This window comes from Actinoalloteichus caeruleus DSM 43889 (assembly GCF_000429185.2).
GTDB lineage: Bacteria > Actinomycetota > Actinomycetes > Mycobacteriales > Pseudonocardiaceae > Actinoalloteichus_B > Actinoalloteichus_B caeruleus.
The window spans coordinates 3,865,111-3,880,687 of sequence record NZ_AUBJ02000001.1 but is presented as its reverse complement, the minus strand read 5'-3'; the positions used below and the strand labels follow the sequence as shown (position 1 = coordinate 3,880,687).

Sequence of the window (15,577 nt, the reverse complement as noted above, 5' to 3'; positions counted from 1 at the left end):
GTGGTCGAGCACCGAGTCGAGGACTATCACCTGACCGAGTGAGAGGATGTCCTCGCCGGGCAGGTCGCCTCAGGACCGCGCGGCGGCCGCCCGGTACCAGGCGTCGAGCGCGGCGTGGTCGGTGCTGGCGGTTCCCCCGTCGAGGTGCGCGCGGAGGCCGTCGAGGATGCCGTGCCAGCCGACGGCGAAGTCGGCGGCCGGCCCCTGGTCCACCGCCCGGTGGCGGAGTACGAGCTCCGTTCCCCCGTCGGCGGCGGTCGCGAGTTCCCATCGCACCGTCGAGGGCGGTTCGTCGGACCAGCACCAGCTGTGCTCGAGCAGCGTTGGAGCCTCGACCACTGCGACGGTGCCCTCCGCGCTGCCCTCGTCACCGAAGTCGAAGAGCACGGACCCGCCCGGCCGGACCTCGATCCGCACGCCGGGAAGCCACTCCCGCTGGTGCTCGGGTTGGCTCAGGGCGGACCACACCCGGTCGATCGGGTGGGCGAGGTGCCGCCGGAACAGGATCTGCCAGGCCCCGTCATCCCCCAGGCCGAGCGTTCCCGCTTCCGGGGGAGGCGCGAGGTCCCGGGGGTCCGTCGTCCGTCGTTGGTGCTCCACGTCCTACTCCTCAGTCCGCTGTCGGCGTGCTGCCGTGGGTCGACTCGGCCGCGAGCCGGTCGAGATGGTGTTCCAACTGGTCCAGTCGGCGCGACCACCGGTCGCGCACCCGGTCGACCCAGTCCCCGGCCTCGGCCAACGAGGCCGGGACGAGGTGGTACACGCGTTGTTGGGCCTCGGACCGCCAGCCCACCAGGCCCGCCTCCCGCAGTACCCGCAGGTGGCGGGAGACGGTGGGCCGTGCCGTGCTGAACTCGCCCGCGAGTTCCCCCGCGGTGCGGTCACCGTCGGCCAGCAGCTCCAGCAGCCGACGGCGGGTGGGATCGGCGAGAGCCTCGAACACCGCGTGCGTCATGACCGATTAGTAGCACGACAGCTACGTAGCTGTCCAGCTACACAAGCGTCGCGGGCTGAGTCTGGGCGCGCGAGGTGGGTCGCGGAGGCGGCGCGGTGGCCGGCCCCGGGTCAGTCGCCCTCGGTCGGCCCCGGGCGAGGGGTGGGCAGCGACCCGGTCGCGTTCCGCTCACCGCTCGCCGCCTTGTCGAGGGCCAACGCCAGCTGGGCCGCGTCGGATGCGCTCAACACCGCCGTCTCCCCGGGAGGGGTGACGACGGCCACCCGGTCTCCCATGACGAGGACGCTGATCCGACGCGTGCGTCCGGAGAAGTCCACGCAGTTGACCCACCAGCGCAGCTCGTCGTCCGATCCGGTGTCCATCATCGTCTCCTCGTTGGAGCGGCGGGCCGGGTGCGCCAACCGTACGTCCGGGGAGGGTGGGCGGCGACCGAAGGCTCGTTCGGCTGGGTGGCGATGGTACGCCAGGAGCGGTAGCGGTCCGATCACCACGAGTCGCCGGAGCGCACCACCCCGGCTCGGAAGAACGGCGGGAACCGGTCACGCACCGCGTTCCCTCCTTCACCCGCTGGGCGACGCGGGTTTTCTTGCCAACAAATTCATCCATTCGGGGGGTGTGTGAGGGGTGTGAACGGCATACTCACTCGTGCCCTGGGGTCCACTTTCGCATCGTCGTACCGACCGGGGAGTCCTCGCGACTCCCCGGTGCGGTGCGCGCGGTTCACACAGGAGACACCCTTGCGAATCCGTTCATGGTCCCCCCTCGTCGCGGTCGCCGCCTCCGCGGTGGTGCTGGCCGGTTGTTCCTCCACGGAGGAGGGCAACGCCGAGGCGGGTTCCTCGACCCCGACTGAGGCCACCTCCGAGATCGCCCCCGAGAGCGAGGTGGCGGAGGACGAGGAGGTCGACGCCTCGGACGTCCCGGTCGAGCCGGCCGGTGAGTTCTCCGGGGAGTTCACCCCGCAGGGCACCGAGCTCGCGCTGGGTGAGCCCGCCTACATCCCCTTCAAGTACGCCGACTCGACCGGCGTCATCAGCATCACCCTGGACGCGATCGAGCAGGGCTCGCCCTCCGACCTCGACCCCCTCGACATGGGTGACCAGGTCGCCGGCCTGGTGCCCTACTACCTCAAGTACACCGTCACCAACGAGAGCGGCGACGACCTCGCCTACGCCTCGGTCGGCGGGACCAGGGGAATCCTGCCCGACGGTTCCCGCGCCCAGGACCTGACCATCATCTTCGGCGGTCTCGACCAGTGCGACAGCGGGTCCGCGGGCGGCGACTTCACCGAGGTCGGCGCCAGCTACCAGGCCTGTGACATCTCGCTGGCCCCGGAGGCCACCGAGGTCGCGGGCTTCGAGATCTGGCGCAACGACCGGTCGGACGAGGTGCCCGGCACCGACTACTCCGCCGAGCCGGTCCGTTGGTGGAAGTGATCCGCAGGCCGTAGGCGCGGGGGTGGTCGGCCGGTTCGCGGCCGACCACCCCGCGTCGTCAGCGGTTGGCCCTGTTGACGGCGGAGACGACCGCTCGCAGCGCCGACGCCACGGTGGAGGTGTCCACCCCGACGCCCCAGAGGACCCGGTCGTTCACCGCGCACTCCACGTAGGAGGCGGCCTTCGCGTCGTCGCCGGCGGACAACGAGTGTTCGACGTACTCCAGGACCCTGACGTCGTACCCGACCGTGGCCAGCGCGTCCACGAAGGCGGAGATCGGCCCGTTGCCGGCACCGGTGATCTGCTGTTCCTCGCCCTCGACCACCACGTCCGCGACGATCTTGCTCGTCCCGCCGCCCTGGACCTGGTACCCCCCGAGCCGGAGCGGCGTCACCGCGTCCAGGTACTCGGTCGCGAAGACGTCCCACATGGCCTTCGGGTCGACCTCGCCGCCCTCGGAGTCGGTGACCCGCTGGACGAGCTTGGAGAACTCCATCTGCAACCGCCGGGGCAGGTCGAGCTGGTGCTCGGTCTTCATCACGTAGGCGACCCCGCCCTTGCCGGACTGGGAGTTGACCCGGATGACCGCCTCGTAGCTCCTGCCGACGTCCTTAGGGTCGATGGGCAGGTAGGGGACCGCCCACCGGTACTGGTCCACCTCGGAACCGGCCGCGGCGGCCTCCGCGCGCAGTGCGTCGAAGCCCTTGTTGATGGCGTCCTGGTGGCTGCCGGAGAACGCCGTGTACACCAGGTCACCGCCGTAGGGGTGGCGCTCGGGCACCGCGAGCTGGTTGCAGTACTCCACCGTCCGCCGGACCTCGTCGATGTCCGAGAGGTCGAGCTGGGGGTCGACACCCTGGCTGAACAGGTTCATGGCCAGCGTGACCAGGCAGACGTTCCCGGTGCGCTCACCGTTGCCGAACAGGCAACCCTCGATCCGGTCCGCGCCCGCCTGGTAACCCAGTTCGGCGGCCGCGACCCCGGTTCCCCGGTCGTTGTGCGGGTGCAGCGAGAGCACGATGGAGTCCCGGCGGGCCAGGTTCCGGTGCATCCACTCGATCGAGTCCGCGTAGACGTTCGGGGTGGCCATCTCCACCGTGGCCGGCAGGTTGATGATCACCGGGTTCTCCGGGGTGGCGTTCCAGATCTCGGTGACCGCGTCGCAGACCTCCACGGCGTAGGAGAGCTCCGTGCCGGTGTAGGACTCCGGTGAGTACTGGAAGCGGAACCGGGTGTCCGGGTACTTCCTGGAGACGGCCAGCACGGTCTCCGCCCCGTCCGTCGCGATCTTCTTGATCCCGGCGCGGTCCTTCCGGAACACCACCTCGCGTTGCAGGATGGACGTCGAGTTGTAGAGGTGCACGATCGCCCTCGGCGCACCGGCCACGGCCTCGAAGGTGCGTTCGATGAGCTCGGGACGGGCCTGGGTCAGTACCTGGATGCTGACGTCCTCGGGAACGGCCTCGTCCTCGATGATCTCCCGGACGAAGTCGAAGTCCGTCTGGCTGGCGGCCGGGAACCCGACCTCGATCTCCTTGAACCCCATGCGCACCAGGAGGTCGAACATCCGCCGCTTCCTGGCGGGGGACATCGGGTCGACCAGCGCCTGGTTGCCGTCCCTCAGGTCGACGGCGCACCACAGCGGTGCCTCGGTGATCGTCCGGTCCGGCCAGGTCCTGTCGGGCAGGGAGATCGGCTCGACCTGCTCGGCGAAGGGCCGGTACCGGTGGAAGGGCATGGCGCTTCCGAGCTGGCGGTTCCAGTGCGGCTGTCCGACGGGGGCCGGGCGGGACGGGGTCCGGAGCCTGCTGGCGGCGGCCGTCAACGCGTCGGAACTGGGGATGCTCACGTGGTCTCCTCTGTCTGCCTGTGCTGTGTGCGACGACCGGCGTCGGCAAACCTCCGCGCCGGGGAGCCGGTCTGGTCAGACCCCGTCGCGGCGGAGAAGCAGCAGGCCACGAGCCACGGCCCGAGCCTAACCCCGACCGGGACCCGATCGGAAGCCGGCTGTCCACGATCTGGGCGTTCACCTCGTTGACCTGGGGGGACGGTCGTCCAGGCTGTCCGCCACGTCGTCCACCAGCCTTCAGGGTGCCGGCGGAACCCCTCGCCCGGGCGGGAGGGTGGCGGAGAGCACACCAGCCGATGTCCCCACCGGTGCGGTGCTGGACCTCCCGTCCTCGGCGTCCGACACGGGAGCTCGCGCCTCCCCTCGAAGTGGGTGGCGGGTCGGTCCGGCGAGCCCATCGCCACCCGGTGACGTCCTCGGCCCTGGCGCCACCCGGCCAGCCCCTCCTCGGTCCGTCCCGGCCACCCCGACGGGTCGGACCCGTCGGCCCGCTCGCCGGGGGACGGCCCCCTCGCTCGTCCGGCACCGGACAGGGCGCTGCCGGCGGGAGGCGGATCTTCCCTCGCAGCCCGTCACCCGGCACACTCGTGGGCATGGCGGCACGGAGACAGCGCGGTCCCTCGACCGTGGCGACACTGATCAACCTCGTCGGCTTCGCGCTGGCCGCCATCCTGGTAGGGCACATCGTCTTCACCCTGTTCGGCTGGGGGGAGAACCAGGAGTTGGTCTCGACGGTCGCCGACGCGGCCGACTTCCTCTCGTTGTTCTTCCCCGGCCTCCTCGACGCGGGGAACCCCACTCTCCAACTGCTGGCCGACTACGGGCTCGCCGCCGCGTTCTGGGTGTTGGTGATGGGCGTCGCCGCGAAGATCTTCGGCTGAGCCACCCGGTCCCGAGGCGGTCGCGGGACTGGCGATCAGTCGGCGCCCGGGTACGCCGGGTGCGCCCAGTCGCCGTGGAAGACGAGTTCGGACAGGTCGCGGCGGACCCGGGGACGCGCGTCCCGCTCCCTCGTCACCGGGTCACCGGTTCCCGGGGCCGCCAGGTGGCCCACGGCGATGACCACCCGGGCCTCGTGACTGTCGGGGATGTCGAACAGCTCGGCGACGGCGTCGCTGTCGAAACCCGCCATCTGGTGGGCGACCAAGCCCTCGGCGACCGCCTGGAGGACCAGGTTCTGGGTAGCCAACCCGAGGCCGTACTCGGCGTAGGGCAGGGGTTGACCGGTGCCGTCCAACACGGTCGCGACGCCGACGACGAGCGCTCCGGCCGACTGGGCCCATCCCCGGTTCCCCCGGTTCAGGGTCTGGAGGATCCGGTCGAACGTGTCGTCCCCCCGCCGGCCGAGCAGGTAGCGAGCTGGTTGGGTGTTCCCCCACGACGGCGCCCACCTGGCGGCCTCGAAGAGGGCGCGAAGCGCCTCCTCGCTCACGGTCGCCGTCGGGTCCAGCGACCGCGGGCTCCAGCGGCCCGCGATCAGCGGGTGCACGGGAGCACTGGTCTCGGCCCACCCGCCCCGCCGCTCGTCCGGTGCTTCGGTCTCCGTCACACGGCACCTCCCGGCCCTCCGGCTTCGGCGCCACCCTACCGAGGGGGCGGGTACCGGGGCAGTCCCCGTGCCGGGTACTTCCGCCCCCGCTCCGGATCAGATCGCGTAGGGCCAGGCGGTCAGCGCGTACGCCCCGAACCACGATCCCGTGACGACGACACCGCCCAGCACGGCGGCCACCGTGCCGGGACGACGGCGGGACAGCGCGACGGCGGCGGGCAGCAGGAGGGTGAACGCGGGCAACAGCAGACGTGCCTTGGAGTTCATCAGCCCGTTGGACCCGACGTCCATCATCAGCACACCGGCCGCGTACACCATGAGCGGCCAGGAGACGCCCATGCGGATCCCCACGAGCAGCAACACCACCGCTCCCACCAGGATCGCCACGGTGGCGACCTCCAGCACCGAGGGAGCCGAGGCCAGCACGTCGAGGGTGAAGCGGAGCGTCGCCGCCCCGCCGTCGAAGCGGGAGTCCCACCCCCGCTCCTGGAGGTCGAACCAGCCCGTCAAGGAACCCGTGCTCGTGGCGACCCAACCCAGGTAGGCGAGCAGCCCCAGCGGGGCGAGCAGACCAGCCACCCAGGGCCGCCACCCGTCGCGGCGGGAGAGGACCGCGACCAGCGCCGCCAGCCCGACGGCCATCACCAGAGCCCCGGCGGTGGGGCGCACCAGACCGGCCGCGGCGGCGCACAGGCCGGCGACCAGCCACCGCCGTTCGACGACGCCGACCAGCGCCCAGGCGGCCAACGCGCAGAACAGGGCCTCGGAGTAGGCCATGGACAGCACCACCGCCATCGGCGAGGCGGCGAACAGCGCCACCGTCAGCAGTCCCGCCCGGCGGGAACCCCCGACGTGCTCCCCCAGCCGCGCCAGGGCGTAGGCGCACGCGACCCCGGAAACGGTGCTCACCGCGAAGGCGGCACCGACCAGGCCCGCCCCCGGCAGCTCCGACACCCACCGCACGAGCAACGGGTAGCCGGGGAAGAAGGCCAGCGGGGTCTCGGCGGAGCGGTTCCCGAAGGCGTCGACCAGGGTCGGCGGTACCCCCGCGTAGCCGTACTCGGCGATGCCGAGGAACCACTGGCCGTCCCACACCGTGCGCGCGTCCGTGGTCGACACGTCGTTGGCATCGGCCATCCACCCCAGCACGAGGAGCCCGATTCGCACGAGTGCGAGGTAGACCACACCGGGAGCCAACAGGTGGACGGCGGGGTGTCGGGTCCAGCCCGCCGGGAGCCGCCACCGACGGTCCGTCGAACCGGCATCCCCACCCAGGTCAGGGTCGTCTTTCCGGGGTGTGTTCGCGTGGGCCGACTGGGCCTCCGCATCTACGCGCAACGCGCTCCTCCGCACCACTCGTCAACTCGGTCGCCCAGGCTACTTCGGGCCATTGGTACTCGGGTCCGGCGTTAGTTCTCTGTACGCTGACTTGGCGGCGGGGCTGTCCAACTGCTGCCGAGCTGCTTCGGGTCGGGCCGTCCCGCACTGCCAGACGGACTGACCTGAGGAGGTTTGGACACGTGGCGCTCGTCGTCCAGAAGTACGGCGGTTCCTCCGTGCAGAGCGCGGACCGCATCAAACGGGTCGCCGAGCGCATCGTCGAGACCCGCAAAGCGGGGAACGACGTGGTCGTCGTCTGCTCCGCGATGGGTGACACGACCGACGAGCTGCTCGAGCTCGCCAAGCAGGTCTCGCCCTCGCCGCCCGAACGCGAACTCGACATGCTGTTGACCGCCGGCGAGCGGATGTCCAACGCCCTGGTCGCGATGGCGATCCACTCGCTGGGCGCCGAGGCGCTCTCGTTCTCCGGATCCCAGGCCGGCGTGATCACCACCGGCGCCCACCAGAAGGCGCGGATCATCGACGTCACCCCCGGCCGGGTGCGCCAGGCGCTCGACGAGGGCTACATCGTCCTGGTCGCCGGTTTCCAGGGGGTGGCCCAGGACACCAGGGACATCACGACCCTCGGCCGTGGCGGTTCGGACACCACCGCGGTGGCCCTCGCCGCGGCGCTGAAGGCCGACGTCTGCGAGATCTACACCGACGTGGACGGCGTGTACAGCGCGGATCCCCGGATCGTCCCCGACGCCCGTCACCTGAGCATGGTCCCGTACGAGGAGATGCTCGAGCTGGCCGCGTCCGGGGCGAAGGTGCTCATGCTGCGGTGCGTCGAGTACGCCCGCCGGTACGGGGTGCCGGTCCACGTCCGCTCGTCGTACAGCAAGAAGCCGGGAACCATCGTCACCGGGTCAGTGGAGGACCTTTCCGTGGAACAAGCCATGATCACCGGAGTCGCGCACGACCGTTCCGAGGCGAAGGTGACGGTGACCGGCGTGCCGGACAACCCCGGCGTCGCCGGGCGGATCTTCCGGGTCGTCGCCGACGCCGAGATCGACATCGACATGGTGCTGCAGAACGTGTCCGGCACGGTGTCCGGCCGTACCGACATCACCTTCACCCTGTCCAAGACCAACGGCCCGACCGCGGTGGCGGAACTGGAGCGGATCAAGGACGAGGTGGGCTTCGACCAGGTCCTCTACGACGACCACGTCGGCAAGGTCTCGCTGGTGGGAGCGGGGATGCGCTCACACCCCGGTGTCACGGCCTCCTTCTGCGAGGCGTTGGCCACGGCCGGGGTGAACATCGAGATCATCAACACCTCCGAGATCCGGATCTCGGTGCTGATCCGGGACGACGACCTCGACGTGGCGGTCCGCGCGATCCACGACGCCTTCGGGCTCGGCGGCGACGAGGAAGCCGTGGTGTACGCGGGGACCGGGCGCTGACGGCGGCCGACCAGTAGTCGAGAGGAAGAACCAGAACATGAACGACACCACCGGCCGGACCCGCCCGACGATCGCCGTCGTCGGTGCCACCGGGGCCGTGGGCACCGTGATGATCGACATCCTCAACTCCAGGGAGACCGTGCCCTGGGGTGAGATCCGCCTGATCGCCTCCGCCCGGTCGGCCGGGAAGCGGATGACCGTGCGCGGCACCGAGCTGACGGTGGTCGAACTGACCCCGGAGGCGTTCGACGGCGTCGACGTCGCCTGCTTCGACGTCCCCGACGAGGTCTCCGCCGAGTGGGCCCCGGTCGCGGCCGCCAGGGGCGCCGTCGTGGTGGACAACTCCGGTGCCTTCCGGCTCGACCCGGAGGTCCCCCTGGTGGTGCCGGAGGTCAACGCGGAGCAGGTGCACCGCCGGCCCAAGGGGATCATCGCCAACCCCAACTGCACGACGCTGTCGATGATGGCGGCCCTCGGGGCGTTGCACCACGAGTTCGGCCTGACCGAGCTCGTCGTGGCGTCCTACCAGGCGGCGTCCGGCGCCGGCCAGGCCGGCGTCGACCGGCTCCACGCCGAGGTGGCTGCGGTCGCGGGCAAGGACGTCGGCAGTCGGGCTGGTGACGTCGCCGAGGCGCTCGCGGCGGCCGGGTTGCCCGCCGAGTCCCCGTTCCCAGCCCCGCTGGCGCTGAACGTCGTGCCGTGGGCCGGCTCCCTCAAGGAGGACGGGTGGGCCTCCGAGGAGTTGAAGGTGCGCAACGAGTCCCGCAAGATCCTCGGGATCCCGGGGCTGAAGGTGTCCGCGACCTGCGTGCGCGTCCCGGTCGTCACCACGCACTCGCTCGCCGTGCACGCCACGTTCGGCCGGCAGGTGACGGTGGCGGCCGCTCGTGAGGTCTTCGCCCGCCAGGAGTCCGTCGTACTCCGGGACGACCCGGAGCGGGGCGTCTTCCCGACGCCGGCCGAGGTCGTGGGTGGTGACCCGACCTACGTGGGCCGCATCCGCCAGGCGTTGGACTTCCCGAACACGCTGGACTTCTTCGTGTGCGGGGACAACCTGCGCAAGGGAGCGGCCCTGAACACCTACGAGATCGCGGAGAAGGTCGCCACGTCCTGATCCCGCGCCTCACCCGATCGAACGAGCGGCTCGTCGACACCGGCGGGCCGCTCGTCGCTTGTCACCGTTCACTCGACGCATATCACCCGGTCGCGCGGAGAATCGCCGAAAAGTTGGGTTGACGAAGCGCCGTTGTGGTTAGCACATCGCGCGGGGCGAGAGACGGGAGAGCACTGTGGTCGGGGAGACCAACTTCGGACGGGAAGGACGCGGGGACGGCGGAGCGGCGGTCCCGGGTGGCGGCGGGAACCCGACGGGCACCGGCCCGCTGGCGGGCGTCCGGGTCGTGGAGCTGGCGGGGATCGGGCCCGCGCCGTTCTGCGGGATGCTGCTCGCCGACCTGGGCGCGGAGGTCGTCCGGGTGGACCGGCCCGATGGCGCGCACCTCATCGACGACGGCCGGCACGACCTGTTGGGGCGCGGCAAGCGTTCGGTGGCGATCGACCTGAAGGACCCCAGGGGCGCCGCGGCGGCCCGTGACCTCGCGGCCACCGCCGACGTGCTGATCGAGGGGTTCCGGCCCGGGGTCGCCGAGCGGCTGGGTGTCGGCCCCGCCGACTGCGCGGCCAGGAACCCGGCCCTGGTGTACGGGCGGATGACCGGCTGGGGCCAGGACGGGCCACTCGCGCACACCGCGGGGCACGACATCGGCTACATCGCCGTCACCGGGGTGTTGCACTCCATCGGCCGGGCGGGGTCCCCACCGAGCATCCCGCTGAACCTGCTCGGCGACTTCGGGGGCGGCGGGATGTACCTGGCCGTCGGCGTGCTCGCCGCGTTGCTGCGGGTCGCCCGAGGGGGCGCGGGGCAGGTGGTCGACGCCGCCATCGTCGACGGGACCACGCATCTCGCCACCTTCGTCCACGCGATGCTCGCGGCCGGGCGGTGGCGCGACGAGCGGGGTGCCAACCTGCTCGACTCCGGCGCGCCCTACTACGAGGTCTACGAGGCGTCGGACGGCGGCTACCTGGCGGTGGGTGCGTTGGAGCCGAAGTTCTACGCGGAGTTCCTCCGGCTGCTGGGGGTGCCCCCCGAGGTGGGTGCGCGTGAGCCGGACCGGTGGCCCGAGCTGCGGGAGACGTTGGCGGCCGCCTTCAGGACCAGGACGAGGGACGCGTGGGCGACCGTCTTCGCGGACAGCGATGCCTGCGTGGCCCCGGTGCTGTCGTTGCGGGAAGCGGCCGCTCACCAGCAGCTGGCCGCGCGGCGCACCTTCGTCACGGTGGACGGGGTGCAGCAGCCCGCCCCGGCGCCCCGCTTCGCGGGGACCCCCGCCGCCATGCCCGGGCGTCCCGCGCTGCGCGGTGAGCACACCGAGGAGGTGCTCCTGGAGTGGGGAGTGGCGAACACCGCGGACCTGCTCGCCTCCCGCGTCGTCGTGCAACGGCAGGAGCACGTCGGCGAGCAGGTGGCGGTGGACACCGCGTCGCGCTGAGGCCGCCGTCCCCTCCGAGGAGCGCGAACGTGGTCGGGCGGTGCGGCTCCCACCCTCCCCCCGCTCGCCGTCCGGACCAGCGAGCGGGGGAGAGCACCGCTCGCGGGCCCACGCGCGCCTCCTCGGTCACCGGACCCGGCTCTGGACCGGGTTGGGGCGCGCCGGCGGGACGAGTAGCCGTGGCGTCGGGCACCGAGCGCTACCGGGGCGGTGCTGGTCGGGGGACAGTGGGCGTTCCGTCTCCTCGACGGGCGGTCAATGTTGACCACATCGGTTACTTGACTGATTCCAGATTAAGTGCTGAACTGGGGACACCATGAACGACGCCAACGCCCTGTCACCGGCCCCGCCGGCCGTCCCGGACACCCGGGCCGCCCTGCGGGCCGCTGGGCTGCGAGTGACCGCCCCACGTCTGGCGGCGCTCGAATGGCTCGCCGAGAACCCGCACCAGACGGCGGACCAGGTGGCGGTCGCGGTGCGCGCGCGCTTGGGGACGGTCTCCACGCAGGCCGTCTACGACGTGCTGCACGCCTGCACCTCCGCCGGGTTGCTTCGCCGGATCGAGCCGGCCGGGCATCCGGCGCGGTTCGAGACACGGACCGGGGACAACCACCACCATCTGGTCTGTCGGCGGTGCGGACGTACCACCGATGTCGACTGCGTTCGCGGCGCGGCGCCCTGCCTGCACCCGTCGGACGTCGCCGGTTTCACGGTGGACGAGGCGGAGGTCGTGTTCTGGGGCCTGTGCGCCGAGTGCGCGGGTTGAGAACGGGCAGTTCCTACCACGGATGGAACGACGAGGAGGACGCGTGGCCGAGGCGCGCTACACCACGAACAACGTCGGGATCCCGGTCGCGAGTGACGACCACTCGCTGACCGCGGGCCCGAACGGGCCGATCCTGTTGCAGGATCACTACCTGATCGAGAAGAACGCTCAGTTCAACCGCGAGCGGGTGCCCGAGCGCGTGGTGCACGCCAAGGGCGGGGGCGCCTTCGGGTTCTTCGAGGTCACCGAGGACGTCAGCCAGTACACGAAGGCCGCCGTCTTCCAGCCGGGGACTCGGACCGAGAGCCTGGTCCGGTTCTCCACGGTCGCCGGTGAGCTCGGCTCGCCGGACACCTGGCGCGACCCGCGCGGGTTCGCGATCAAGTTCTACACGTCCGAGGGCAACTACGACATCGTCGGGAACAACACGCCCATCTTCTTCATCAGGGACCCCATCAAGTTCCCCGACTTCATCCGCTCGCAGAAGCGCCGTGCGGACAACCACCTGCGCGACCACGACATGCAGTGGGACTTCTGGACCCTCCAGCCCGAGTCGGCCCACCAGGTCACCTGGCTGATGGGCGACCGGGGTCTGCCCCGGACGTGGCGGCACCAGAACGGCTACGGCTCGCACACCTTCCTGTGGGAGAACGCTGGCGGCGAGAAGTTCTGGGTCAAGTACCACTTCAAGACCGACCAGGGCATCGAGTACCTGACGCAGAGCGAGGCCGACCAGCTCGCGGGGCAGGACGCGGACTACCACATCCGCGATCTGTTCAACAGCATCAAGGCGGGCGAGCACCCGTCCTGGACGCTGTACGTGCAGGTCATGCCCTACGAGGACGCGGCGGACTACCGGTTCAACCCGTTCGACCTGACCAAGGTGTGGCCGCACGGCGACTACCCCCTGATCAAGGTCGGCCGGATGGTCCTCGACCGGAACCCGGACAACTACTTCGCGCAGATCGAGCAGTCGGCCTTCGAGCCGACGAACCTGGTGCCCGGCATCGGGCCGTCCCCGGACAAGATGCTGCTCGGCCGCATGTTCTCCTACCCGGACGCCCACCGGTACCGGATCGGCGCGAACTACGCGCAGCTGCCGGTGAACCAGCCGAAGGCCCCCGTCAACAGCTACTCCAAGGACGGGGCCATGCGCTACTCGAACCCGGGTGACCCGGTGTACGCGCCCAACTCCTTCGGTGGCGCGCACGCCAGCGCCGCGGTGGCGGGTGAGACGGCGGCAGGTTTCGGGGTGCGGGACGAGATCGTTCGGTCCGCCTACCAGCTGCACTCCGAGGACGACGACTTCGGCCAGCCCGGCACCCTCGTTCGGGAGGTCCTCAACGACGACCAGCGCGCTCGGCTGGTCGGCAACATCGTGGGGCACCTGAGCAACGGGGTGTCGAAGCCAATCCTGGAGCGCGCGCTCCAGTACTGGCGCAACGTCGACAAGGGACTGGGCGACAAGGTGGCCGAGTCCTTCGAGAGCTGACGCGTCCACGGGGGCGGGCCCACCCTCCACCCTCCCCGTGGCGTTCGCGCTGCCCGGCCAGCACGTGGAGCTGGCCGGGCAGCGCCGTGTCCCGGGCGCCGAAGTCTCCTCCTCCGTGACCAACCTGCCCCGCCCGATCACTCGCTCGCGTCACTTCGTCCCCCTTCTTGGCGGTACCCGTGTGGGCCAATTGGCGGGACGATCTTCTGGTGTGAAATTCACCACCAAGGGAATTGGTGGGTTGTTCGGTGACATGAAGGGGGCGAGCAACGATGGCGCACGCGACCTGGCTGGCCGACGTCCTGCGGGAACGAGGGCTGCGGGTCCACGAGGAGGCCGGTTGGAAGGAACGCGGGCACGGCGGCCTCGGCGAGATCCGCGGCGTGATGCTGCACCACACGGCCGGGCCGGCGGAGGGCAACTACCCCTCGCTCGCCGTGGTCCGGGACGGCACCTCTGCTCTCACCGGACCGTTGGCCCAGCTCGGCCTGGCGCGCGACGGCACGTGGATCGTGATCGCCGCCGGGCTCGCCTACCACGCGGGGCGGGGAGGGCCCTGGCGCGATGTCCCCGTCGACACCGGGAACGAGCACCTGCTCGGAGTCGAGGCCGAGTCGGTGGGCACCAGGCGTGACTGGACCGAGGCCCAGCTGGACTCCTACCCGCGCGGTGTGGCGGCCCTGCTCACCCACGTCGGCCTCGGGGTGGAACGCACCATCGCGCACAAGGAGTGGGCCCCGGGGCGGAAGAACGACCCCGCGCACTGGCCAGGCGACATGCGTGCCTTCCGGGACACCGTGGCCGGCCACCTGGGAGCGTGACCGATGACCGCCGTACCCCCACCCACCGCCGAGGAGATCGCCAGCGCGGTGTGGAACGCCTTCATCAACTTCCACGGCACCGGTCGCGGCGCACCGGCCTGGCAGATGCTCTCCGAGGCGAGCAAGTACGCGGGTCTCGCGGCCGCCAACACGGCCGCGGTCCCGGTCGGGGCCACCACGGCCGAGGAGGCGCCCGCCGTCCTGCCGGTGAACATGATGACGGCGAGCCTGTACGCGCTGTTCCGCCAGTCCAGCCACGTCGACGAGCCCCCGCCACCTCCGGCCCACGCGGGCGCCCCGGGGCCCGGGATCACGGCGAGCCCGCGGCGGTCCTTCCTCGACCTGCTCCGGGAGGACGTCCTCGCCGTCCTCGGGCCGGACCGCGCGTCCGAGGCCGAACGGATCGTCCGCCGGGTTTCCGCTCGGATGACCAGCTGACCAGCGCCAGATCGCCTCCTCCTGGCTCACCCCACCCAGGCGGGCGCGGTGACTTGACCTCGAGTTGGCTTGAGGTCCTAGGCTCGGCCACCCGCCGGGTCGCACGGTGTGGGAACAGCCGTTTCGGCGGGTCACAGGAGCCGATGCGAATGGCAGGATGGGGAATCATGACGATCACGGTGGTGGGCCTGGGCGGTTCGATACGCGACGATTCCCAGTCCGAGCGGGTGCTGAGGACGGTGCTGGCCGGCGTGGCCGAACGCGGCGCGAAGACCTCCATCCTGACCGGCTCGGATCTCCTCCTCCCCTTCTACGACCCGGCGATCAGCGAGCGCACCGCCCGCGCGGAGCGCCTGGTGGCCGAGCTGCGGGACGCCGACGGAGTGGTGCTGGTGTCCCCGGGCTACCACGGCACGGTCTCCGGTCTGGTGAAGAACGCGCTCGACTACGTCGAGGACCTGCGCACGGACGACCGGCCCTACCTGCACGGCCGGGCCGTCGGCTGTGTCGCGACCGCCAGCGGGTGGCAGGCCGGGGTCAGCACCCTGAACGCCCTCCGGTCCATCGTGCACGCCCTCCGGGGCTGGCCGACCCCGCTCGGAGCCTCGTTGCACTCAGGACAGGTCCGGTTCGACGACATCGGTGGCTGTTCCGACGACGGTGTCGCCGACACCCTGCGCACGATCGGGGAGCAGGTCGTGGACTTCGCCGAGCAGTACCGGCGCTGACGCGCGTCGACGACCTCCGCCCAGGCCCGGCCAACTCCGTTCGAACCGGCGGTGCCCGGTCCGAGCCGGGCCGGGGCACCGGTCCCGAGGACGAGCGCGGGCCGCCTGAGCTCCAAGGCCACCGAGCATAATCACCGCACTCCCGGGTACCCGGCAAGAGTGGCGGACAGCCGCCACGTCGGTCGGCCGGCCGGCCCCGGCCGGGGCC

At 71.3% G+C, this 15,577-nt stretch carries 16 protein-coding genes; 10 read left to right on the top strand and 6 right to left on the bottom strand.

Annotated features, from left to right (window positions below):
• Positions 1-69 precede the first annotated feature (69 nt).
• The 3 genes from G443_RS15215 to G443_RS15205 all read right to left on the bottom strand — a co-directional run bounded on the left by G443_RS15215 (position 70) and on the right by G443_RS15205 (position 1,317).
• Positions 70-600, bottom strand: coding sequence for an SRPBCC family protein (locus G443_RS15215; protein WP_051313504.1), 531 nt, complete (start codon positions 598-600; stop codon positions 70-72).
• A 10-nt stretch (positions 601-610) separates the two neighbouring features.
• Positions 611-955, bottom strand: a complete 345-nt coding sequence (locus G443_RS15210; RefSeq protein ID WP_026417682.1) for a metalloregulator ArsR/SmtB family transcription factor — start codon at positions 953-955, stop codon at positions 611-613.
• Positions 956-1,065: 110 nt separating this feature from the next.
• Entirely contained in the window at positions 1,066-1,317 is a 252-nt protein-coding gene (locus G443_RS15205) for a hypothetical protein (protein WP_030226129.1), read from the bottom strand.
• A 375-nt stretch (positions 1,318-1,692) separates the two neighbouring features.
• On the opposite strand from G443_RS15205, the gene G443_RS15200 reads away from it, so the two are divergent.
• Positions 1,693-2,391, top strand: coding sequence for a hypothetical protein (locus G443_RS15200; RefSeq protein ID WP_051313500.1), 699 nt, complete (start codon positions 1,693-1,695; stop codon positions 2,389-2,391).
• A gap of 58 nt (positions 2,392-2,449) precedes the next feature.
• On the opposite strand, the gene leuA is transcribed toward G443_RS15200, so the two are convergent.
• Entirely contained in the window at positions 2,450-4,240 is a 1,791-nt protein-coding gene (gene leuA, locus G443_RS15195) for a 2-isopropylmalate synthase (RefSeq protein ID WP_211237463.1), read from the bottom strand.
• Between the two features lie 593 nt (positions 4,241-4,833).
• Between leuA and G443_RS15190 the strand changes: the two genes are divergently transcribed.
• The gene (locus G443_RS15190; protein ID WP_026417679.1) at positions 4,834-5,121 is read left to right on the top strand and encodes a hypothetical protein; all 288 of its coding nucleotides are present in this window, start codon (positions 4,834-4,836) and stop codon (positions 5,119-5,121) included.
• A gap of 35 nt (positions 5,122-5,156) precedes the next feature.
• Here G443_RS15190 and G443_RS15185 read toward each other — a convergent pair whose 3' ends face one another.
• On the bottom strand, positions 5,157-5,789 hold the full coding sequence (locus G443_RS15185) for a nitroreductase family protein (protein WP_026417678.1): 633 nt from the start codon (positions 5,787-5,789) through the stop codon (positions 5,157-5,159).
• 96 nt (positions 5,790-5,885) lie between these two features.
• Positions 5,886-6,974: a putative hexosyltransferase gene (locus tag G443_RS15180; protein ID WP_026417677.1), complete on the bottom strand. Its 1,089-nt coding sequence runs from the start codon at positions 6,972-6,974 to the stop codon at positions 5,886-5,888.
• 335 nt (positions 6,975-7,309) lie between these two features.
• On the opposite strand from G443_RS15180, the gene G443_RS15175 reads away from it, so the two are divergent.
• From G443_RS15175 to G443_RS15140, 8 genes are all read left to right on the top strand, one after another.
• Positions 7,310-8,575 (top strand): aspartate kinase, encoded by a 1,266-nt coding sequence (locus G443_RS15175; protein ID WP_026417676.1) that lies wholly within the window; start codon positions 7,310-7,312, stop codon positions 8,573-8,575.
• 37 nt (positions 8,576-8,612) lie between these two features.
• The gene (locus G443_RS15170) at positions 8,613-9,689 is read left to right on the top strand and encodes an aspartate-semialdehyde dehydrogenase (protein WP_026417675.1); all 1,077 of its coding nucleotides are present in this window, start codon (positions 8,613-8,615) and stop codon (positions 9,687-9,689) included.
• 175 nt (positions 9,690-9,864) lie between these two features.
• A complete protein-coding gene (locus tag G443_RS15165) occupies positions 9,865-11,124 on the top strand; it encodes a CaiB/BaiF CoA transferase family protein (RefSeq protein ID WP_026417674.1) in 1,260 nt (419 codons plus the stop codon).
• A gap of 316 nt (positions 11,125-11,440) precedes the next feature.
• Positions 11,441-11,890, top strand: a complete 450-nt coding sequence (locus G443_RS15160) for a Fur family transcriptional regulator (protein WP_030104656.1) — start codon at positions 11,441-11,443, stop codon at positions 11,888-11,890.
• Between the two features lie 22 nt (positions 11,891-11,912).
• Positions 11,913-13,382, top strand: coding sequence for a catalase (locus tag G443_RS15155; RefSeq protein WP_035291463.1), 1,470 nt, complete (start codon positions 11,913-11,915; stop codon positions 13,380-13,382).
• A gap of 272 nt (positions 13,383-13,654) precedes the next feature.
• Complete coding sequence (locus G443_RS15150; RefSeq protein WP_030104654.1) at positions 13,655-14,203, top strand: peptidoglycan recognition protein family protein; 549 nt, start codon at positions 13,655-13,657, stop codon at positions 14,201-14,203.
• A 3-nt stretch (positions 14,204-14,206) separates the two neighbouring features.
• Positions 14,207-14,641, top strand: a complete 435-nt coding sequence (locus tag G443_RS15145; RefSeq protein ID WP_026417671.1) for a hypothetical protein — start codon at positions 14,207-14,209, stop codon at positions 14,639-14,641.
• 167 nt (positions 14,642-14,808) lie between these two features.
• Positions 14,809-15,369 carry an NADPH-dependent FMN reductase gene (locus tag G443_RS15140; RefSeq protein WP_026417670.1) on the top strand — a complete coding sequence of 187 codons (561 nt, stop codon included), beginning with the start codon at positions 14,809-14,811 and terminating at the stop codon, positions 15,367-15,369.
• The last annotated feature ends 208 nt before the right edge of the window (positions 15,370-15,577 follow it).